Below are 21963 nucleotides of genomic sequence, written 5' to 3'. Positions count from 1 at the left end.
GCGTTAATCTACCATGCGCCCCGGGTCGACGAGAAAAAGCCATCCATGTTCAAACAATTGCATTCCGCCGCACGCCAGGTCGGACAGATCGTGGTGGGCAAGGACCAGCAGGTCCGTCTTGCCCTCACCTGCCTGCTGGCCGGCGGCCACCTGCTGATCGACGACGTGCCCGGGGTCGGCAAGACCACGCTGGCGCACGCCCTGGCGCTCAGCCTCGGCCTGCGCTTCAACCGCGTGCAGTTCACCAGCGACCTGCTGCCTGCCGACGTGGCCGGCATCTCGGTGTACGAGCGCGAGAAGAACGGCTTCGTGTTCCACCCCGGCCCCATCTTCACCCAGGTGCTGCTGGCCGACGAGATCAACCGCGCCACGCCGAAGACCCAGTCCGGGCTGCTGGAAGCGATGGAAGAGCGCCAGGTCACGGCGGACGGCGTCACGCGCGCCCTGCCGGAGCCGTTCTTCGTGATCGCGACCCAGAACCCGGCGCACCAGATCGGCACCTTCCCGCTGCCGGAATCCCAGCTCGACCGCTTCCTGTTGTGCCTGTCGCTGGGCTATCCCGACGCCAGCGCCGAACGGGCCCTGCTGATGGGCGAGGACCGGCGCGCGATGCTGAAGACGCTGCAGCCGGTGATGCGCCCGGAAGAGCTGCTCGATGCGCAGCGCTCGCTGCGTGCGATCCACGCCTCGGGCGCGCTGATCGACTACCTGCAGGCCCTGGCCCAGGAATCGCGCTCCGGCAAGCTGTTCGCCGAAGGCCTGTCGCCGCGCGCCACCCTGGCCCTGCTGCAGGCGGCGCGCGCCTGGGCCGCACTGGAGGGGCGCGACCACGTGATCCCGGAAGACATCCAGACCCTGCTGGTGCCGGTCTGCGCGCACCGCCTGCGGCCGCTGAAGTCGGCGCACGGCGGCGGCGGCGCCAGCCGCGACCTGGTGCTGCAGCTGCAGAAGTCGGTGCCGGTCTGACATGAGGGACGCTGCCGTGGCCAGGCTGCCGCTCGGCGTCCGGGTGTTCGGCTGGCTGCGCGGACGGCGCAGCACCTGGCGCGAGCGCACCACCGCGCGCGACCGCGGCGAAGTCGAGCTGAACCAGCGCCGCGTGTATGTCCTGCCGACCCGCGCCGGCCTCGGCTTCGGCGCCCTGCTGCTGGCGTTGCTGGTCGGCTCGGTCAACTACAGCCTGGGGCTGGGCTTCGGCCTGACTTTCGTGGCCGCCGCCTGCGGGCTGGTCGACATGATCGCCGCCTACCGCAACCTGGCCCACCTGCACCTGCGGCCCGGCCGCGCCGGCGCCGTGTTCGCGGGCGAGGACGCACCGTTCGAACTGCTGCTGGCCAACCGCACGCGGCTGAGCCGGTTCGCGCTCTGGGTCGACGTCGATACCGCGACCGACCCGCGCCATGCGGTCGACGTGCCGGCGGGCGCGACCACCACCGTGGTGCTGTCCGGCGCCAGCAGCCGGCGCGGCTGGATGAAGGCGCCGCGCGTGCGCCTGGCGACCCGCTTCCCGCTCGGGCTGTTCAACGCCTGGAGCTACTGGCAGCCGGACAGCCGCGCGCTGGTCTACCCCTTTCCCGAGCAGGACGCGCCGCCGCTGCCGGTCAGCGGCCATCCGAGCCCGGACGGCGCCGGCAGCGCCGGCAGCGACGACTTCGCCGGCGTGCGCAGTTACCAGCCGGGCGATCCGCTGCGCCAGCTGGCCTGGCGCCACATCGCCCGCCTCGACCCTGCGCTCGGCGGCCAGCTGGTGACCAAGCAGTTCGAGGGCGGCGCGCTCGACGAGCTGGTGCTCGACCTGGACGCGCTGCCGCCGCGGCTCGACCTCGAGCTGAAACTGTCGCGCCTGGCGCGCTGGGTGCTGGAAGCGGAACTGCGGGCCCTGCCCTATGCGCTGCGCCTCGGCCGCCAGGCCATCGACGCGGGGCTCGGCCCGGCCCACCAGGCGGCCTGCCTGGAAGCCCTGGCGCTGTACGGCATCGTCGACGAGGCGCGATGAAAACGTTGCGTCCTTCGCTCCCGCGATTCTGGCAGCCGCTCCCGCGCGACAAGCAGGACACCCTGCTGCTGCTGGCGAGCACGGTGCTGGTGCTGCTGCCGCACACGGCCCACCTGCCGCTGTGGGTGACCTTGCTGTGCGGCGCCACCCTGGTCTGGCGCGCCCTGCTGACCCTGCTGGGACGGCGCATGCCGACCAACCTGGTGCTGGCGCCGCTGGCCGTCGCCGCGATGGCGGGCGTGCTGCAGACCTACCACACGGTGCTCGGACGCGACGCCGGGGTCGCCATGCTGGTGCTGCTGGTCGCCTTCAAGATGCTGGAGATGCACGCGCGGCGCGACCTGTTCGTGGTGGTGTTCCTGTGTTTTTTCCTGGTGCTGACGAATTTCTTCTACTCGCAAAGCATCGGCACCGCCCTGCTGATGCTGGTGTCGATCGTGGCCCTGCTCACCACCCAGCTGTCGTTCCAGCTCACCGGCGCGGTGCCGCCCTTGCGCACGCGCCTGCTGATGGGGGCGAAGATCCTGGCGCTGGCGACGCCGCTCGCGGCCCTGGGCTTCATCCTGTTCCCGCGCGTGAACGGGCCGCTGTGGGGCATGCCCGACGATGCCCACGGCGCCAGCACCGGCCTGTCCGACACGATGGCGCCGGGCCAGTTTTCGAGCCTGGCGCAATCCGACGATCCGGCCTTTCGCGTGAAGTTCGACGGCCCGCCGCCGGCCCAGCCGCAACTGTACTGGCGCGGCCCGGTGCTGGGCGCCTATGACGGCCGCACCTGGAGCCGGCTGACGGCCCGCTCGCACTTCGGCAGCAAGGCGCCGCAGCCGGTATCGATCTCGGTGCGTGGCGACGCGCTGCGCTACCAGGTCACGATGGAACCGTCGAACATGCGCTGGCTGTTCGCGCTCGAGATGCCGCGCGCCCTGCCGCAGCTGTCGAGCGGGACCGCCAGCGCCACCCCGGAGCTGGAACTGCAGGCTTCCAGCCCGGTGCGGGAGCGGATCCGCTACGACCTGGCCTCCTACGTGGACTTCAGCTTCCAGCCCGGCGACTCGCTGGACAACGCCTTCCAGTGGCTGCTGCTGCCCTACGGCCGCAACCCGAAGGCGCTGGCGGCCGGCCAGCGCCTGCGCCACGATTACCCGGAACCCCTGCAGCGGGTACAGGCGGTGCTGCGCCAGTTCGCCACGCAGGGTTATTCCTATACGCTGGAGCCGCCGCTGCTGGGGATGGATGCCGTCGACGAGTTCCTGTACGACACCCGCGCCGGCTTCTGCGAGCACTATGCCGGCGCCTTCGTGTTCCTGATGCGCGCGGCAGGGATCCCGGCGCGCGTGGTGACCGGCTACCAGGGTGGCGAACTGAACCCGATCGACGGCTACTTCACCGTGCGCCAGTCCGACGCCCACGCCTGGAGCGAGGTCTGGCTGGCGCGGCGGGGCTGGGTGCGCGTCGATCCGACCGCGGCGGTCGCGCCGGACCGCGTGCAGCGCAGCCTGGCGCGCGCGCTGCCGGCCCCGGCGCCGTTCGGCTTCGAGGGACTGGGGCGGCTGTTGCAGCCGGCTCCGGATTCGCTGCTGGCCAGGGTCCGGTTTGCGATCGGCGCCGCCAATAACGGCTGGAACCAGTGGGTGCTGAACTATGGCCCGCAGCGCCAGCATGCATTGATGGAAAGCCTTCAAGACAACTTGTTCAGCTGGCGCAGCGCGGCCTTGCTGGCCCTGGCATGCGCGGTGTTGCTGCTGGGCAGAAAATTGTCGCGGCGGCGGCGGGAGGACCCGGTCGATAGGCTATACTCGGCCTTGTGCCACCGCCTTGGCCAACTGGGCCTGCCGCGTGCGCCGGACGAAGGGCCGACGGCTTACGCCGCGCGCATCGCCGGCGCCGCCCTCGCCCCCGGGCCGAAGGCCGCCGCGGCCGAATTCCTGCGCCGTTACAGCGCCTGGCGCTATGCTCCGCCGGCGCAGCCGCAATCCCACGGCGCCGGCCTGCCGACTATCCTGAAAGAGTTGCTGTCCCGAGTTCGATGAAATCCTTTGTACCGCTGCTGCTTGCCCTCGCCATCGGCGCCGGGCAGGCCTCCAACGCCGTCGCCGCCTCCTCGATCCACCACACCGGCGCCAAGTCGGCGAAGGTGGCCAAGACCGCGAAGGCCACCAGGGCCGGGAAAGCCAAGGCCGCCAAGGCCAAGGCTGCGAAAGCCGCGCCGGCGCCGGTGCGCCCGGGCATCGACTACGATGGCGAACAGGTCAACTTCGGCGAATGGCAGGCGGTGCGCGATTTCGAGGACGAGATGGTGAGCCGCCATGGCTTCGATCGCGCCGGGCTGGACGCGCTGGTCGCCAAGGCCCGCTTCGTCGACTCCGCGGTCCAGCTGGTCAAACCGGCGCCGCCGGGCAAGCCGAAGAACTGGCAGGCCTACAGCGAGCGCTTCATCGAACCGATCCGCATCAATGCCGGGGTCCGCTTCTGGAACGACAACGCCGCCGAGCTGGCGCGCGCCGAAGCGCTGTACGGCGTGCCGGCCGAGATCATCGTCGGCATCATCGGCGTCGAGACCATCTACGGCCGCGATACCGGGCGCTTCCGCGTGGTGGATGTGCTGACCACCCTCGCCTTTGCCTATCCGGAAGCGCCGAACCGGCTCGACCGCATGGCCTTCTTCCGCAGCGAGCTGGAAAATACCCTGCTGCTGGCACGCAAGGAAAACATCGATCCCTTCTCCTTGCTGGGTTCCTTCGCCGGCGCGGTCGGCATGACGCAGTTCATGCCTGGCAATATCCTGAAATACGGTGTCGACTTCGACGGCGACGGCATCGTCGACCTGCGCAACTCGGCTTCCGACGCGATCGGCAGCGTGGCCAATTTCCTGGTCGCGCACGGCTGGGACCGCAATGCGACCGGTCCCGCGGTCTTTCCGGCCGACGTCGCGCCGAGCCTGGCCTGGCAGCCGCTGCTGGGCGGCCTGGAAGCGCGCTGGCAGCCGTCCGAGCTGCAGGGCGCCGGCGTCATTACCCGTACTTCCCTGCCGGAACAACGCCAGTACGGCCTGATCGATCTGCAGAACGGCGCCGATCCCACCGAGTACTGGGTGGCAAACACTAACTTCTTTGCTATCACAAAGTACAATCGGAGTTACTTTTATGCCATGTCGGTGGTCGAACTGGGCCGCGCGGTGCGTTTGTCGCGCGGTATTTAACCCTGAGTAACCAAAAACTTTGTATCCGTTTGTAACGATACAACAGTTATTATTGTTGAGCTAATGCAGTACTGACAATGACATACTCCCCGGGGTATGTCACTTTCCTCAAGCTAGTTCTCCGAGGAAACACCCTTCCTATCCCGATACCCCCACTCCTCTTGGCATTTCATCATGCCATTTGGAAACGTGCGGCAGCGCATCGAGAATTGCTTTACACTTAAGTTTAAATAAAAAGCAATTAATTTTTTAGTGAGTTTGTGAGAGAATTGCATTGCGGCTATTGTTGCAGCAGGACAACGAACTGAGCAAGTAGAGCTGGCCCTTATTGCTCTTAAGTACTAAATTAAAAATTAGTTGTATAATTTAGTAGAAATTTTCGAAACCTTTGTTGTACCTCAAAGCCGCCAGCGAGCTCCTTCAACCCAAAAATAGGAATAGTGACATCATGACGAACCAAGTCGGCATTGATATGAACAGCGATTCGGAGAATGACGAACTGCTGCAGTACAACCCGAACCGCCTGCTCGACACCCTGATCGAGAACCTGCGCCTGAAGAACGACGCAGCCCTGTCGCGCGCCCTCGAAGTGGCACCGCCGGTCATCTCGAAGATCCGCCACCACCGCCTGCCGGTCGGCGCTTCGCTGCTGATCCGCATGCACGAAGTCAGCGACCTGTCGATCCGCGACCTGCGCTACCTGATGGGCGACCGCCGTGCGAAATTCCGCATCAGCGACAAGCAGTTCAAGCCGAAGGACAAGGACACCAACGCCAGCGGCGCCGAGCAATAACCGTGGGGGCGACTACGGACGGCGGCAGATCATGCCGCCCTGCCGTCACCCGCAGCAGCACCTGAAGCAGCACCGATTCTTCCTCGTGAGGGGAGACACCCAGCGCCCAGACCTCGCGCCGGGATCAAGACATACACGCTTCGAAGCGTGACCTTCAGGCGGGGAACACACCCGTCGACAGATAACGATCACCGCGGTCGCAGACGACGAACACGATCGTCGCATTCTCCACGGTCTGCGAAATGCGCAGCGCGATTTCGCAGGCGCCGGCCGCGGAAATACCGCAGAAAATCCCTTCCTCGGCCGCCAGGCGGCGCGCCATCTGCTCGGCCGCGGCCTGGGTCACGTTCTCGACCTGGTCGACGCGCGCGCGGTCGAAGATCTTCGGCAGGTAGGCTTCCGGCCACTTGCGGATGCCCGGGATCGACGAACCCTCTTCCGGCTGGGCGCCGATGATGCGGATCGCCTCGTTCTGTTCCTTCAGGTAGTGCGACACGCCCATGATGGTGCCGGTGGTGCCCATCGCGCTGACGAAGTGGGTGACGCGGCCTTCGGTATCGCGCCAGATCTCGGGACCGGTGGTCTCGTAGTGGGCGCGCGGGTTGTCCTGGTTGGCGAACTGGTCCAGGATGATGCCCTTGCCGTCCTTCTGCATCGACTCGGCCAGGTCGCGCGCATATTCCATGCCGCCGGTCTTCGGGGTCAGGATGATCTGGGCGCCATACGCGGCCATGCTCTGGCGGCGCTCGATCGACAGGTTGTCCGGCATGATCAGGAGCATCTTGTAGCCGCGGATCGCAGCCGCCATCGCCAGCGCGATGCCGGTGTTGCCGCTGGTCGCTTCGATCAGGGTATCGCCCGGCTTGATCTGGCCGCGCTCCTCGGCGCCGCGCAGCATCGACATGGCGGCGCGGTCCTTGACGGAACCGGCCGGGTTGTTGCCTTCGAGTTTGCCGAGGATGACGTTGTTGCGGGCCGCGGCGTCCGCGCCCGGAATGCGAACCAGCTGCACCAGCGGGGTGTTGCCGATCGTGTCCTGGATGGTCTTGTATGCCATGGGTGTGCTTCTGCTTTCTTGCGATCTCAAAACGCCATTCTAATCCGAGATGCAATACGGCGTACGGGACGGGTCGGTGCCGTCATGAGTAAAAGCAAGCCCCAAATGAAAAGCCCCGCAGGCTGCGGGGCTCGGAGAGACGCCTCCAAGGCTCAGCTGGTGGCTTTCGGGTGGGCGTCCGATTTGGCGGCCTTGGCCGGCTTGGCGGCCTTCTCATCCATCTTGCCTTTCGCAGCGCCGGTGGAGGCTGCCATCGGGGCACCTTCCTTGGACTTGCCGTTCACCTGCAGGCCGGCTTCGGACAGCTTGGCGGCGCGCTTGTCGCCCACGCCCTTCACGCGCTTCTGGAAATCGGCCCAGTCCTTGAATTCGCCCTTGGCGCGTTCATCGATGATGGTCTTCGACATGGCGGGGCCGACGCCCTTCACCGAGTCCAGCGCCGCGGCATCGGCCTTGTTGACGTCGACCTGGGCAAAGGCAATGTTCATCGACGCCGCCAGCGCGACGATGGCAAGGAAGAGTTTCTTGATCATCTCTTATCTCCGTTGGTTGGTATAGGGGCGGCAGGCGCCGCCCGTATGTATTAACGGATAAGTACGCCAGGCGTTGACGCCCGGCGCTTATCAAAGATCAAGCGTTCAGGATTGGGAGCCGTCGGTGCGGCGGCGATGCGCAAACAGCTCGTCGCGGGTGACGGTGGCGGTGCCCAGCTTGCCGACCACGATGCCGCCGGCGCGGTTGGCGGTGGCCAGCGCTTCGGCCAGCGGCGCGCCCACGCCCAGCATCGCGGCCATGGTCGCGATCACGGTGTCGCCCGCGCCGGAGACGTCGAACACTTCGCGCGCGTCGGCATGGATGTGCAGCACCTCGGCGGCCGTGTACAGGCTCATGCCCTCTTCCGAACGGGTCAGCAGCAGGGCTTCCAGGCCCAGTTCCTCGCGCAGCTTCTGCGCCTTCTCGGTGAGCTGGTCCTCGGTCTTCCAGCTGCCAACGATGCGCTTGAGTTCGGACTTGTTCGGGGTCAGCATGGTGGCGCCCCGGTAGGGCGTGAAATCGTCGCCCTTCGGGTCGACCATCACGGTCTTGCCGGCGTCGCGCGCCATGCGGATCATCTCCGCCACGTTCACCAGGCTGCCCTTGTTGTAGTCGGAGAAGATGATGACGTCGTAGTCCGGCAGCACGGCCTTGAACTGGGTCAGCTTGTCGCGCAGCGTGGTTTCGCTGGGCGCTTCCTCGAAGTCGATGCGCACCATCTGCTGCTGGCGTCCGATCACGCGCAGCTTGACGATGGTGGAGATCGCCTCGTCGCGCTTCAGGTAGCTGTCGATGCTGGATTCGCGCAGGATCTGCTCGACCTCGTCGCCGGCCTCGTCGTTGCCGACCACGCCAAGCAGGCCGCAATGGGCGCCGAGGGCTGCCGCGTTGCGCGCGACGTTGGCGGCGCCGCCCAGGCGGGCTTCACGCTTCTCGATGCGCACCACCGGCACCGGGGCTTCCGGCGAGATGCGCGAGACGTCGCCGAACCAGTACCGGTCGAGCATGACGTCGCCCACCACCAGCAGGCGCACCTTCTCGAGTGCCGGCGCCTCGGCCTGGCGGTAGCTGTCGGTCGGCAGCAGGCGGCTTGGGATGTCTTGATGCATCGGCTGGCTCACTTGCTGGTCAGGACCGAACGGCCGATCCCGTGGTATTCGATGCCCAGGCCGGTCATCAGGGCCGGTTCGTAGAGGTTGCGGCCATCGATGACGACCGGATTGACCAGGCGCGCCTTGATCTCTTCGAAGTCGGGGCTGCGGAAGGCCTTCCATTCGGTGACGATCACCAGCGCCTCGGCGCCATCCAGCGCGTCCATCGGCGCGTCCTTGAACTCGATGCGGGCCAGCTTCTCTTCGCCGAGGTCGAGCTCGAGCACGCGACGTGCTTCCGCCATCGCCACCGGGTCGTGCACGGCGACGGTGGCGCCGCGCGCGACCAGTTCCTGCAGCAGCACGCGCGACGGCGCCTCGCGCATGTCGTCGGTGTTCGGCTTGAAGGCCAGGCCCCAGACCGCGAAGCGCTTGCCGGACAGGTCCTCGCCGAAGCGGGCCACGACCTTTCGGCCCAGCACATGCTTCTGGCGCTCGTTGACGGCTTCCACGGCGCTCAGGATCAGCAGGTCCTGGCCGTACTGGCGCGCGGTGCGCTCCATCGCCTGCACGTCCTTCGGGAAGCAGGAGCCGCCGTAGCCGGCGCCGGCGTACAGGAAGCTGTGGCCGATGCGCGGATCGGAGCCGATGCCGTGGCGTACCGCCTCGATGTCGGCGCCCACCTTGTCGGCCAGGTTGGCCAGTTCGTTCATGAACGAGATGCGGGTCGCCAGCATGGCGTTGGCGGCATATTTCGTGAACTCGGCCGAGCGCACGTCCATCCAGTAGACGCGCTCGTGGTTGCGGTTGAACGGCGCGTACAGCAGCTTCATCAGCTCGCGCGCGCGCTGGCCGCTCGGGCTGTCGTCGTGGCCGATGACGATGCGGTCCGGGCGCATGAAGTCCTCGACCGCGGCGCCCTCCTTCAGGAATTCCGGGTTCGACACCACGGTGAATTCGGTCTGGGCGCCGCGCGCGGCCAGCTCCTCGCGGATCGCGGCGGCGACGCGGTCGGCGGTACCGACAGGCACGGTCGACTTGTCGACGATGACCTTGAAGCCGTCCATGTGGCGCCCGATGTTGCGCGCGGCGGCCAGCACGTACTGCAGGTCGGCCGAACCATCCTCGTCCGGCGGGGTGCCGACGGCGATGAACTGCAGCTGGCCGTGGGCGACGCTGGCGGCGACGTCGGTCGAGAAATGCAGGCGGCCGGCGGCGCGGTTGCGCGCGACGACCTCTTCCAGGCCCGGTTCGTGGATGGGGATGCCGCCGTCGTTGAGCAGGTCGATCTTGCGCTGGTCGACGTCGAGGCAGAACACATCGTTGCCGAGTTCCGCGAGGCAGGCGCCGGTGACGAGACCAACGTAGCCGGTACCGATAATCGTAATCTTCATTTTCTTAATTCATGACATTGAGTTCTTCGGTGCGGCGCGGGGGATATGTCTCCCACTTGCTGCATCCCGGGCATTGCCAATAGTACTGGCGTGCCTTGAAACCGCAGTGGCTGCACTGGTAGCGCGCCAGCTTCTGCGTATAACCGTGGACGAGGTTCTTCACCATCGACAATTCTTCCCAGACGTTCGCCGGGGCATCCATCAAGCGTGCCTCAAGCAATTTATCCAGGCCAAGCAGCGTCGGATTACGGCGCAGCTCTTCCACCACCAGCTGTTTGGCAGCGTCCACGCCGTTCAGTTCGATGACGGCCTTGAACACCACCTCGATCAGATCAATGGATGACGCTTCCGCAAGGTAGGAGCGCAGCAGGTTGACGCCTTCCTGCGGCCGGCCCACTTTGCGGTAGCCGTCCATCAGGCGGGCCGCGACCAGGGCCACGTGGGGCACGCTCTGCTGCTCGACGCGGCGCCAGGTCTTGAGGGCGCCTTCGATGTCGCCCTGGGCGGTCTGGGCGTCCCCATACAGCATGGTCGCGCGCACGCTCTTGCGGTCGGCCTGCAGGGCCTTGTCCAGCAGCTGCATCGCATCGGCCGGCTGCATGTGGACCAGGGCATCCTGGGCCAGCTCGCAATAGAACTGCGCGATTTCCTTGTGCTGGGCGCCGGCGCCGGATTCCTGCAGGCCCTCGGCGGCGGCGATCGCGCGGCGCCATTCCTTTTCGCGCTGGAAGATCTCCAGCAAGGCGCGGCGCGCCTGCACGCCGTACTGCGTGTCGACCAGCAGGTTGAAGGTCTCCTCGGCGCGGTCCAGCAGGCCGGCCTTCAGGTAGTCCATGCCGAGTTCGTACTGGGCGTGCACCTGCTGCTCGATCGGCAGGTCGGGACGCGACAGCAGGTTCTGGTGGACGCGGATGGCGCGCTCGGTCTCGCCGCGGCGGCGGAACAGGTTACCGAGCGCGAAGTGCATCTCGGCCGTTTCCGGGTCGAGCTTGACGATCTCGATGAAGGCGTCGATCGCCTTGTCGGGCTGCTCGTTGAGGAGGAAGTTCAGGCCCTTGAAGTAGCCGCGTGGCAGGCTGCGCGATTCGGAGACGAGTTGCTTGATGTCGACGCGGGCGGCAATCCAGCCGAGGGCAAAAAAGACGGGGATGCCAAGCAGCCACCAGATTTCAAATTCCATGTGATTCTTGTTCTGTGATGACGACAGTTCAGCGCGGGGTGACGCTGTCGGGTTGCGGGGCGCTCGCGGCGGTGCCTGCGGCGCTCTGCAGGGCCTGGATGGTGTTCCTGTGCTGCGAGCTTTCGCGGCGGTGGCGGAACACGGTGGGCGTGACTGCCAGGATGCCGAGGAAGGCGCCGGCGATGAAGAAGGCCAGCAACATCAGCACCAGGGGTCCCCGCAATTCGTAGCCCAGGAAGAAATACAGATCCACCGGGTCGGTGTTCTTGAGGGCAAAGCCGAAGAAGAGGACGAACAGGATGCATCCGAGGATGGTGGAAACGATCTTCATCTCAATAGGTCCTGTGAGGAATGACGACAAAGGCGCAGTGTCGCATATTTGAAACGAGTTTTCAAAAGGCAGCCCCAAGAACGTCGTTCCCGCGCAGGCGGCAACCCAAGTTCGTAACGGATCGAGAAACTTGGATCCCCGCCTGCGCGGGGACGACGGTTTTTGCGCCGCAGGCGAAAAAAAACGGCATCCCCGGAAGGACGCCGTTTTTATCTGCCCGACGGCAGACGACTCAGTCTTCGATGATCGGTTGCCCGACCATCGCGTCGACCCGCTCGCGCAACTGCTTGCCCGGCTTGAAGTGGGGCACCCGTTTTTCGGGCACCATCACCTTGTCGCCGGACTTCGGATTGCGTCCGATGCGGGGCGGCCGGCTGTTCAGCGCGAAGCTGCCGAAACCGCGGATCTCGATGCGCTGGCCGGTCGCCAGGGCGTTGGTCATCGCATCGAGGATGGTCTTGACAGCGTATTCCGCATCTTTTGCCACCAGCTGAGAGTAACGCTCGGCCAGGCGGTTGATCAGCTCGGACTTGGTCATCTGCGCTTTTCCAGGTTATTAGCCTTTGTTGTCGAACTTGGCCTTCAGCAGTGCGCCCAGCGAGGTGGTGCCGGATGCAGCGCTGTTGTCCGAAGCCAGCTTCTGCATGGCTTCCTGGGTCTCTGCGTTGTCTTTCGCCTTGATCGACAGCTGGATGCTGCGAGCCTTGCGGTCGACGTTGATGACCAGGGCTTCGACCTTGTCGCCCACTTTCAGGTGGGTGCCGGCGTCTTCCACGCGGTCACGCGAGATTTCCGAAGCGCGCAGGTAGCCTTCGACTTCGTCGTTCAGGGCGATCACGGCGCCTTTCGGCTCAACCGACTTCACGGTGCCGGTGACCAGGGTGCCCTTGTCGTTCAGCGATGCGAAGTTGTTGAACGGGTCGCCTTCCAGCTGCTTCACGCCCAGCGAGACACGCTCGCGCTCGACGTCGATTGCCAGAACCACGGCTTCCAGCTCGTCGCCCTTCTTGAACTTGCGCACGGCTTCTTCGCCGGCTTCGGTCCACGACAGGTCCGACAGGTGCACCAGGCCGTCGATGTTGCCCGGCAGGCCGATGAACACGCCGAAGTCGGTGATCGACTTGATCAGGCCCTTGACCTTGTCGCCCTTCTTGTGGGTCATGCCGAAGTCGTCCCACGGATTCGCCTTGCACTGCTTCATGCCCAGCGAGATACGGCGACGCTCTTCGTCGATTTCCAGGACCATGACTTCGACTTCGTCGCCCAGCTGGACAACCTTGTTCGGAGCCACGTTCTTGTTGGTCCAGTCCATCTCGGACACGTGCACCAGGCCTTCGATGCCCTGCTCGACTTCCACGAATGCACCGTAGTCGGTCAGGTTGGTGACCTTGCCGAACAGGCGGGTGCCTTGCGGGTAGCGACGCGACAGGCCGGTCCACGGATCGTCGCCCAGTTGCTTGACGCCCAGCGAGACGCGGTTCTTTTCCTGATCGTACTTCAGGACCTTGGCGGTGATTTCCTGGCCGACGGTCAGGACTTCCGACGGGTGACGCACACGACGCCATGCCAGGTCGGTGATGTGCAGCAGGCCGTCGATGCCGCCCAGGTCGACGAACGCACCGTAGTCGGTGATGTTCTTGACGACGCCGGTCACCACGGTGCCTTCTTTCAGCGTTTCCATCAGCTTCGCACGCTCTTCGCCCATCGATGCTTCGATGACGGCGCGACGCGACAGCACGACGTTGTTACGCTTGCGGTCCAGCTTGATGACCTTGAATTCGAGGGTCTTGCCTTCGAACGGGGTGGTGTCCTTGACCGGACGGGTGTCGACCAGCGAACCCGGCAGGAATGCGCGGATGCCGTTGGTCAGGACGGTCAGGCCGCCCTTGACCTTGCCGTTCACGGTGCCGGTGACGATCTCGCCCGACTCCATTGCTTTTTCCAGAGCCAGCCACGATGCCAGGCGCTTGGCCTTGTCGCGCGACAGGATGGTATCGCCGAAACCGTTTTCCAGCGATTCGATGGCCACGGAAACGAAGTCACCCACGTTGACTTCCAGTTCGCCCTGGTCATTCTTGAATTCTTCGATAGGAATGAAAGCTTCCGATTTCAGGCCGGCGTTGACGATCACGAAGTTGTGATCCAGACGCACGACTTCGGCCGAAATAACTTCGCCCGAACGCATGTCTTGACGCGACAGCGACTCTTCGAAGAGTGCTGCAAAGCTTTCCATGCCGGTATCTTGATTTGCTGCAGTAGCCATGAGTTTTTTAAAGGTTAGCCAGCAGAACGGCGATATGCGCTCTGAACTGGGTCAGGTTGAAACACACCCGGGAACGAGACCCGGGCACCACTAGCTGTGCGCCCACCACTCAAGCACCAAAGCGACCGCTTCGTCCACGGTCATGTGCGAGGTATCGAGGAGATGCGCACCCTCTGCCGGAACCAGCGGCGCCACGGCGCGCTGGGTATCGCGCGCATCGCGGGACTGCAAATCCGCAAGCAGATCGTCCATATTAGCAGAAAACCCTTTGTCAATCAATTGCTTATACCTGCGTTGCGCACGGGCCTCAACGCTTGCCGTCAGGAAGACTTTCAGCCTGGCGCCGGGGAAGATCACGGTGCCCATGTCGCGCCCGTCGGCCACCAGGCCCGGCGTCTGGCGGAAGCCCAGCTGCAGGCCATACAGGGCCTGGCGCACGCCCGGCAGGGCCGCGATCTTCGAGGCCATGTTGCCGACCTCCTCGGCGCGGATGGCGTGGCTGACGTCTTCCGTGCCCAGGTAGATGTGGCCGCCGTTGAAGCGGGCCGGCAGGTGTTCGGCCACCTTGGCGAGCGCATGCTCGTCCGCGAGGTTGGTGCCGCGGCGCAGCGCCGACAGCGCGGTCAGCCGGTACAGGGCGCCGGAATCGAGCAGGTGGAAGCCCAGGTGGTCGGCCACCCGGTGGGCGACCGTGCCCTTGCCGGACGCGGTCGGGCCGTCGATGGTGATGACGGGGATGTTCGAATGTGGCATGCGTAGTTTATTTGTTCACGTCAGGATAAATCGTTCTTGGCGATCCCGGCAAACGTTTCGAAATAATCCGGGAAGGTCTTCGCCACGCACTTCGGGTCGTTGATGCGCATGGCGTTGCCGCGCCGCGCCTGGCCGTCCAGCGACGCCAGCGAGAAGCACATCGCCATCCGGTGGTCGTCGTAGGTATCGATGGTGGCCGGCGACAGTTGCCCGGGCGGGGTAATGCGGATGTAATCCTCGCCCTCTTCCACGATCGCGCCGACCTTGCGCAGTTCGGTCGCCATCGCGGCCAGGCGGTCGGTCTCCTTCACGCGCCAGCTGGCGATGTTGCGCAGCGTGCTGGTGCCGTCGGCGTACAGGGCGGCCACGGCGATCGTCATGGCGGCGTCCGGGATGTGGTTGAAGTCGGCGTCGATCGCTTTCAGCACGCCGTTCGAACGCGCCTCGATCCAGCTGTCGCCCTTCACGATCGTCGCGCCCATCTGCTCGAGCGCGTCGGCGAAGCGGACGTCGCCCTGGATGCTGTTGCGGCCCACGCCCTCGACCCGCACCGGGCCGCCGGCGATCGCGCCCGCCGCCAGGAAGTAGGATGCCGACGAGGCGTCGCCTTCGACGTGGATGCTGCCCGGGCTGCGGTAGGCCTGGCCCGGCTGCACGGTGAAGGACGACCAGCCGTCCTGCTCGACCGTCACGCCGAAGCGGCGCATCAGGTTCAGGGTGATCTCGATGTAGGGCTTGGAGATCAGCTCGCCCTCGACGGCGATGGTCACCGCGTGGTCCCGGGCCATCAGCGGCGCGGACATCAGCAGCGCGGTCAGGAACTGGCTTGAGACGTTGCCGCGCACCGACATGCGGGAAGCGGACAGCTGGCCGCGGCGGATGCGCAGCGGCGGGTAGCCCGGGTTGCCGGTGTACTCGATCCGGGCGCCGACCGCGTTCAGGGCGTCGACCAGGTCGCCGATCGGGCGCTCGTGCATGCGCTGCACGCCATGCAGGGTGTAGTCGCCGCCGATCACGGCCAGGGCCGCCGTCAGCGGGCGGATCGCGGTGCCGGCATTGCCCATGAAGAGGTCGGCCTCGCCGATGGGCAGCTGTCCGCCGGCGCCGTGCACGACGTGGGTGCGCTCGTCGCGCTGTTCCCAGCGGATGCCGAGCGACTTCAGGGCGTCGAGCATCACCAGGGTGTCGTCCGAGGCCAGCAGGTCGTGGATAGTGGTCGTACCCTCGCTGAGCGCCGCCAGCAGCAGCGTGCGGTTGGAGATGCTCTTCGAGCCCGGCAGGCGTACCGTGCCTTCGACGTGCATGACCGGCTCGAGATCGAGGTGTTCGGGGTAGATTTTGGACTGCGTCATAAGATTACTTTCCTGATTCCTGGTCCGGACTGAGCGGCTTTTCGAAGGCTTCGATCGCTTCGATCCATGCGCGCCGCGCACGCTGGGCATTGCCGTACACGGCTTCGAGCCCGGCAGCGTCGGAGGCCGCGAGGCGCGCGCGCAGGCCATGTAATTGTGCCAGATAGGCATCCAGCTCACCGAGCAGTGCATCGCGGTTGGCCAGGCTGATGTCGCGCCACATCTCCGGCGACGAGCCGGCGATGCGGGTGAAGTCGCGGAAGCCGCTGGCCGCATACTGGAACAGCAGGTCCGCATGCGGCTTGTTGGCGATGTCGTCCACCAGCGCATACGCCAGCAGGTGCGGCAGATGGCTGACGGCGGCGAATACCTTGTCGTGCTCGCCCGGCGTGAGGATGTGGATGATGGCGCCGCATGCGCGCCAGGCGCTGGCGACCTTGTCGATGCTGGCTTGCGGGTTTTCCGGCAGCGGCGTCAGCACGGCCTTCTTGCCGCGGTAGAGGTCCGGGATGGCGGCATCCGGGCCGTTCGATTCGCGCCCGGCGATCGGGTGGCCCGGCACGAACTGGACGATGCGTTCGCCGAGCACGGCGCGCGCACTCGCGACCACGTCCGACTTGGTGCTGCCGGCATCGGTGACGATGGTGTGCGGCTCCAGCCACGGCAGCAGCGCCCGCAGGATGCCGGCGGTCTGGGCCACCGGCGCCGCCAGCAGCACCAGGTCGGCGCCATGCAGGGCTTCCTCCGGGCTGGTATAGGCATGGTCGACAATGCCCAGCTGGAGTGCCCGCGCAAGGGCTTCGCCCGAGCGTTCGAGGCCGACGACGGTGCCGACCGCGCCGGCCGCCTTCAGGCCCAGCGCGAACGAGCCGCCGATCAGGCCGACGCCGACGATGACGACTTTATCGAACATTCAGCCGAGCGCCTTCTTGAGCGCCTCAATGAAACGAGCATTTTCCTCGGGCAGGCCGATCGAGATGCGCAGCCACTGCGGCAGGCCGTAGGCGCCGACCGGGCGCACGATCACACCCTGCTTGAGCAGCGCCACGTTGACGCGCGCGCCCGCGCCCTCGTCCTCGCCCACCTTCACCAGCACGAAGTTGCCGTGCGACGGCACGTACTCGAGCCCGAGTTCGTCGAAGGCGGCAGTCAGCTGTCGGTAGCCGGCGCGGTTGTTCTCGAAACCCTTCTGCAGGAAGTCCTTGTCGTTCAGCGCCGCGATGGCCGCGGCCTGGGCCAGGGAATTGACGTTGAAGGGCTGGCGGATGCGGTTCATCAGGTCGGTCACTGCCGGCTGGGCGATCGCGAAGCCGACGCGCAGGCCGGCCAGGCCGTAGGCTTTCGAGAAGGTGCGCGAGACGATCAGGTTCGGGAATCTGCGCACCCACTGGGTCGACTCGAACTGGTCCTTCTGCTCCAGGTATTCGTTATAGGCCTCGTCCAGCACCACCACGACGCTTGCCGGCACTTTCGCCAAGAAGGCCTCGATCTCGGGCGCCGAAATGAAGGTGCCGGTCGGATTGTTGGGATTCGCGATGTACACCAGCTTCGTATCCGCATCGATCGCGGCCGCCATCGCGTCGAGGTCGTGGCCGTAGTTCGTGGCCGGCACGACGATGCCACGTGCGCCCACGCCCTGGGCCGCCAACGCGTACACGGCGAAGGAATACTGCGAGTAGACCACGGCCTGGCCCTTCTGCACGAAGGCGTGGGCGGCGATCTCGAGGATGTCGTTGGAGCCGTTGCCGAGGGTGATCCAGTCGGCCGGGACGTCGTAGCGCTTGGCCAGCGCGGCCTTCAGCTCGAAGCCGTTGGCGTCCGGATAGCGGCCCAGCTCCGCGGCGGCGGCGGCCATCGCCTGCTTTGCCGAATCCGGAATGCCGAACGGGTTTTCGTTGGACGCCAGCTTGACGATATTGGCTTCATCCAGGCCGAACTCGCGGGCGACTTCGGAGATGGGTTTGCCTGCCTGGTAGGGGGCGATGGCGCGGACGTATTCTGGGCCGAATTGCGACATGGGGACTCTCGATGACTAATTAAAAATGGATTACAGGCCGACTGGATATGAACCAAGCACTTTGAAGAAAGCGGCATTCGCCTTCAGCTCGTCGAGCGCGCGCGCGACCGCCGCGTCCTGCCGGTGGCCTTCGACGTCGACGTAGAAGTAATACTCCCAGGTGCCGATGCGCGCCGGGCGCGATTCGAAACGCGTCATCGACACGCCGTGTTTCGCCAGCGGCGCCAGCAGGTTGTAGACGGCGCCGGCCTTGTTCGGCACCGCCAGCACCAGCGAGGTGCGGTCCTGGCCGGACGGGCCGGCGGCCTGGCGGCCGATCACGGCGAAGCGCGTGCGGTTGTGCGGGTCGTCCTGGATGTGGGCCTGGACCACGCCCAGCTTGTACTGCTCGCCCGCCATCTCGCTGGCGATCGCCGCCACGGTCGGGTCCTGGCTGGCCAGCACCGCAGCTTCGGCATTCGAGGCCACCGCGCGGCGCTCGATGTGCGGATGGTGCAGGTTGAGCCAGGCCTGGCACTGGGCCAGCGCCTGCGAATGCGCGCACACGACCGTCACGCCATCCATGCTGCCGGTCCTGGTCATCAGGCTGTGGTGGACCGGGATCGAGACTTCGCCGCTGATGATGGCGGTGGTGCCCAGCATCAGGTCGAGGGTGCGGTTGATCGCGCCTTCCGACGAGTTCTCGACCGGGACCACGCCATAGTCGGCGGTGCCGGCCTCGGTGGCGCGGAACACTTCGTCGATCGACACGCAGGGCAGCCCTTCGACGGCGCTGCCGAACTGCTGGAACACGGCCTGCTCGCTGAACGTGCCGGTGGGGCCGAGATAGGCGACCGTGACGCGCTTTTCCAGCGCGCGGCAGGACGACATGATCTCGCGGAAGATGGTCTGCACGTCCTGGTCCTTCAGCGGACCGGGATTGTTCTCGGCGACCTTGCGCAGGACCTGGGCTTCGCGCTCGGGCCGGAACACCGGCGCATTGGTCTCGGCCTTGACGTGGCCGACTGCCTGCGCCACCTTGCCGCGGCGGCTCAGGAGGTCGAGGATTTGCGCGTCGATCGCATCGATCTGTTCGCGCAGGGGTTGTAGTTTGTCTGTCATTGTTTGCTCGTGATTATGTGTTTGCTACCCGTCGTCCCCGTGAAGGCGGGGACCCAAGTTCTGTTCGCGTTTCGACTGCCCAACAAACTTGGCTCCCCGCCTTCGCGGGGACGACGGTTATCTTCCCGCAAACTCGTTCAAATAATCGACCAGGGCGTGCACGCCCTCGATCGGCATCGCGTTGTAGATCGATGCCCGCATACCGCCGACGGACTTGTGGCCCTTCAGTTGCAGCAGCCCGCGCGCCTTGGCGCCGGCCAGGAATTGGTCGTTCAGGGATTCGTCGCGCAGGTAGAAAGGTATGTTCATGCGCGAACGGCATTCGGGCGCCACGCGATTCCGGTAGAAATCGTCGGCATCCAGCGCCTCGTACAGCAGGCGCGCTTTTTCGATGTTCAGGCGCTCCATCGCGTCCACGCCGCCCAGCCGCTTCAGGTGGGCGAACACCAGGCCGGCGATGTAGATCGCGTAGGTCGGCGGCGTGTTCAGCATGGAGTCGGCGTCGGCCACCGCGCGCCAGTTGAAGACGCCCGGGCAGATCGGCAGCGCCTGGTCGAGCAGGTCTTCGCGCACGATCACCAGGGTCAGGCCGGCCGGGCCGATGTTCTTCTGGGCGCCGGCGAAGATCACGCCGTATTTCGACACGTCGATCCGGCGCGACAGGATGTGCGAGGACATGTCGGCAACCAGCGGGGTATCTCCCTGCACCGTCGGCACGAAGTTGAATTCGACGCCGTCGATGGTCTCGTTGGTGCAGACGTGCAGGTAGGCTGCGTCGCTGCTCAGCTTCCAGCTTTCCTGCGGCGGCACGGCGGTGAAGCCGCTCGGTTCGCCGGAGGCGGCCACGTTCACGTTGGCGTAGCGCCGCGCTTCCTTGATCGACTTGCTGGACCAGGAACCGGTCTGCACGAAGTCGATCGTCGCCGGTTGCGCCTTGCGGCCGGCGAGGTTCAGCGGCACCAGGGAATTCTGGCCCAGTCCCCCGCCCTGCATGAACAGGATCCTGTAGTTCGACGGGACGTCCAGCAGTTCGCGCAGGTCGGCTTCGGCCTGCTTGTAGATCGAGATGAATTCGGGGCCCCGGTGGCTCATCTCCATGACGGACATGCCGCTGCCGTGCCAGTCGAGCATTTCGGCGGCGGCCTGCTGGAGGACTTCCTTGGGGAGGACGGCTGGGCCGGCGGAAAAATTAAATACCTGGGTCATGCGATTCTCCGCATTATCGATTATCTGCGCCGGACGCTTCCGCACTCATGAGCTTTTGCAGGCGCGGCGCCATCACGCGCTGGCTGATGTCCATGGCTTCGCCCATGAGCCGCGGCATCGTCCTCAGCATCTTCTGCCCCACGGGCGACTGGTAGAAGGCGGTCAGCTGGCGGATCTCGTCGAGGGTATAGGTCTTCGCATACAGCGGCACGACTTCCGCCAGGATGTCGTCGATCAGGGACGGATCGGCCAACAGCGCATTGACGCGCGCCGTCATGGCGGGAAGCATTTCCTCCAGCTTCGCCAGCGCCGCCCGCTTCTGCTCCGCGCTCAAGCTGGCGTTCCGCTCGATGGTCTGCGTCGCCGAGGCGCGGATCTGCTCGGGCATGCGCTGTTTGACCTGCTCCATCGTCTGCACCATCAGCTCGCGCATCCTGACCGCGTCCAGCATCTGCCGCGTCGCCTGCGCGACGGCCGGATCGACCGCCGGCGCCGCCTGCGCAAACCCCGGAACCAGGCTGAAAACGAAGGCGGAAGCAATGGCGGCGAAATGCTTTTTCATGGAGGTCCTCTATGGCGGGGACCTCGATTTTCGCACGAAACTTGCAAAAAATCCTCATGCGGCCCGATTTTTCGCCGCAACGCAGCAAACCGCGGTAAACGCCGCCAAATAATCTATGGTCCCCCTCCTTTTTGCAAGCTGCTTTTCTTTGGCTATGATGTGAGTAGGCTTGCTCAAATCTATCCGGCGTTGTTGGAGACGAGCTCCGCGCCACGATGAGAGTTGCGCCTGTCGGTCCTAAAAAACGGCTCGGCTTGTAGTAGCCGATTTTTTTGTCAGGGTATCCGTCAGGCCGGTGTGCCGTTCACGTCATCCAGAGTCAGCAGTCGCAAAACCGGTAGGTGGTATTACAGTAAGCCCGGGAAGCCCTCACGCTCCAGCAGGTGTGGGGGCTTCTTTCGTTTCAAATGCCGTGTAGTGGGCGGCGATGGCCCAGGCAATCCGGGCCAGCTTGTTGGCCAGCGCGCAGGCGACGACGTTCGAATGCCGGCGTGTCAGCATCGCGCTTACCCAGCGGGCCAGCGGTCCTGAGTAGCGCGCCAGTCGCTGCATGTAAGCCCGCGCTCCCTGCACGAGAAGACGTCGCAGGTTCTTATCGCCGCGCTTGCTGATGCCCAGCAGGTTATTTCTGCCGCCTGTGCTGTACTGCCGTGGTACCAGGCCCAGCGAGGCGGCGAAATCCCGGCCACAGCGATATTGTTTGCCGTCGCCCATTTCGCTGGCCAATACGCTGGCCGTAATGGGGCCGATGCCAGGCACCGTCATCAGGCGCTGACCGAGGTCGTCTTCAGCCAATTGCCGCGTCAAGTCTTTCTCGATCTCGGCAATCTGCTCATCCAGGTACTTGAAGTGGGAATGCAGCCGCTGCAGGACTTGAACCAGGCGCGGCGGCAAATCGTGTTCGGCCAGAACAGCCGGCAAACGACGGATGATCGCGTAGCCAACCGGCAAACTGATGCCGAATTCGAGCAGAAAAGCGTGGATCTGGTTGCTCGTCTTGGTCCGGTCACGCACCAGCGATTCGCGTACGCGATGTAACGCCGACAGGGTTTGCTGGGCTTCGGTTTTCGGTGTCACGAAACGCATCGAGGGACGGCTGGCCGCTTCGCAGATCGCTTCGGCATCAACGAAGTC

At 65.4% G+C, this 21963-nt stretch carries 21 protein-coding genes; 5 read left to right on the top strand and 16 right to left on the bottom strand.

The genetic code is table 11. The features are described 5' to 3' along the window. The first annotated feature begins 45 nt into the window (after positions 1-45). From AC3A6M_RS16905 to AC3A6M_RS16885, 5 genes are all read left to right on the top strand, one after another. Complete coding sequence (locus AC3A6M_RS16905; RefSeq protein WP_487853889.1) at positions 46-966, top strand: AAA family ATPase; 921 nt, start codon at positions 46-48, stop codon at positions 964-966. Position 967: 1 nt separating this feature from the next. Further along, positions 968-1996: a DUF58 domain-containing protein gene (locus tag AC3A6M_RS16900; protein WP_487853888.1), complete on the top strand. Its 1029-nt coding sequence runs from the start codon at positions 968-970 to the stop codon at positions 1994-1996. Continuing rightward, positions 1993-4026, top strand: coding sequence for a transglutaminase TgpA family protein (locus AC3A6M_RS16895; protein WP_487853887.1), 2034 nt, complete (start codon positions 1993-1995; stop codon positions 4024-4026). The genes AC3A6M_RS16900 and AC3A6M_RS16895 overlap by 4 nt, the downstream gene beginning before the upstream one ends. Beyond that, on the top strand, positions 4023-5195 hold the full coding sequence (mltB, locus tag AC3A6M_RS16890) for a lytic murein transglycosylase B (protein WP_487853886.1): 1173 nt from the start codon (positions 4023-4025) through the stop codon (positions 5193-5195). Before AC3A6M_RS16895 ends, mltB begins: the two co-directional genes overlap by 4 nt. Positions 5196-5643: 448 nt before the next feature. After that, positions 5644-5988, top strand: a complete 345-nt coding sequence (locus AC3A6M_RS16885; RefSeq protein WP_487853885.1) for a hypothetical protein — start codon at positions 5644-5646, stop codon at positions 5986-5988. A gap of 154 nt (positions 5989-6142) precedes the next feature. Here AC3A6M_RS16885 and cysM read toward each other — a convergent pair whose 3' ends face one another. The 16 genes from cysM to AC3A6M_RS16805 form a co-directional block, all read right to left on the bottom strand. Continuing rightward, entirely contained in the window at positions 6143-7045 is a 903-nt protein-coding gene (gene cysM, locus AC3A6M_RS16880) for a cysteine synthase CysM (RefSeq protein WP_487853884.1), read from the bottom strand. 152 nt (positions 7046-7197) lie between these two features. Continuing rightward, entirely contained in the window at positions 7198-7578 is a 381-nt protein-coding gene (locus AC3A6M_RS16875) for a ComEA family DNA-binding protein (protein ID WP_487853883.1), read from the bottom strand. A gap of 105 nt (positions 7579-7683) precedes the next feature. Continuing rightward, a complete protein-coding gene (gene rfaE1 / locus AC3A6M_RS16870; protein ID WP_487853882.1) occupies positions 7684-8688 on the bottom strand; it encodes a D-glycero-beta-D-manno-heptose-7-phosphate kinase in 1005 nt (334 codons plus the stop codon). An 8-nt stretch (positions 8689-8696) separates the two neighbouring features. Continuing rightward, on the bottom strand, positions 8697-10064 hold the full coding sequence (locus AC3A6M_RS16865) for a UDP-glucose dehydrogenase family protein (RefSeq protein WP_487853881.1): 1368 nt from the start codon (positions 10062-10064) through the stop codon (positions 8697-8699). A gap of 4 nt (positions 10065-10068) precedes the next feature. Then, a complete protein-coding gene (gene lapB / locus AC3A6M_RS16860; RefSeq protein WP_442123666.1) occupies positions 10069-11244 on the bottom strand; it encodes a lipopolysaccharide assembly protein LapB in 1176 nt (391 codons plus the stop codon). A 28-nt stretch (positions 11245-11272) separates the two neighbouring features. Beyond that, positions 11273-11575: a LapA family protein gene (locus AC3A6M_RS16855; RefSeq protein ID WP_487853880.1), complete on the bottom strand. Its 303-nt coding sequence runs from the start codon at positions 11573-11575 to the stop codon at positions 11273-11275. Positions 11576-11807: 232 nt separating this feature from the next. Continuing rightward, positions 11808-12113 (bottom strand): integration host factor subunit beta, encoded by a 306-nt coding sequence (locus AC3A6M_RS16850; protein WP_008446215.1) that lies wholly within the window; start codon positions 12111-12113, stop codon positions 11808-11810. An 18-nt stretch (positions 12114-12131) separates the two neighbouring features. Further along, entirely contained in the window at positions 12132-13838 is a 1707-nt protein-coding gene (rpsA, locus tag AC3A6M_RS16845; protein WP_487853879.1) for a 30S ribosomal protein S1, read from the bottom strand. A 90-nt stretch (positions 13839-13928) separates the two neighbouring features. Next, positions 13929-14591 (bottom strand): (d)CMP kinase, encoded by a 663-nt coding sequence (gene cmk / locus AC3A6M_RS16840; RefSeq protein WP_487853878.1) that lies wholly within the window; start codon positions 14589-14591, stop codon positions 13929-13931. A 20-nt stretch (positions 14592-14611) separates the two neighbouring features. Next, positions 14612-15943, bottom strand: coding sequence for a 3-phosphoshikimate 1-carboxyvinyltransferase (gene aroA, locus AC3A6M_RS16835; RefSeq protein WP_487853877.1), 1332 nt, complete (start codon positions 15941-15943; stop codon positions 14612-14614). Between the two features lie 4 nt (positions 15944-15947). After that, positions 15948-16856, bottom strand: a complete 909-nt coding sequence (locus AC3A6M_RS16830) for a prephenate dehydrogenase (protein ID WP_487853876.1) — start codon at positions 16854-16856, stop codon at positions 15948-15950. Then, positions 16857-17960, bottom strand: a complete 1104-nt coding sequence (gene hisC, locus AC3A6M_RS16825) for a histidinol-phosphate transaminase (RefSeq protein WP_487853875.1) — start codon at positions 17958-17960, stop codon at positions 16857-16859. It abuts the gene before it with no gap. Between the two features lie 30 nt (positions 17961-17990). Further along, entirely contained in the window at positions 17991-19061 is a 1071-nt protein-coding gene (pheA, locus tag AC3A6M_RS16820; protein WP_487853874.1) for a prephenate dehydratase, read from the bottom strand. 117 nt (positions 19062-19178) lie between these two features. Next, complete coding sequence (gene serC, locus AC3A6M_RS16815; RefSeq protein WP_487853873.1) at positions 19179-20267, bottom strand: 3-phosphoserine/phosphohydroxythreonine transaminase; 1089 nt, start codon at positions 20265-20267, stop codon at positions 19179-19181. Positions 20268-20280: 13 nt separating this feature from the next. Then, complete coding sequence (locus AC3A6M_RS16810) at positions 20281-20829, bottom strand: DUF2059 domain-containing protein (RefSeq protein ID WP_487853872.1); 549 nt, start codon at positions 20827-20829, stop codon at positions 20281-20283. Positions 20830-21198: 369 nt separating this feature from the next. Next, a partial coding sequence (locus AC3A6M_RS16805; RefSeq protein ID WP_487853871.1) for an IS110 family RNA-guided transposase occupies positions 21199-21963 on the bottom strand: 765 nt, incomplete at its 5' end.

The sequence above is a fragment of the Telluria sp. Soil_C_11 genome, from assembly GCF_057657395.1.
The sequence above is the reverse complement of the archived record's forward strand: the minus strand, read 5'-3'. Positions and strand labels throughout refer to the sequence as shown.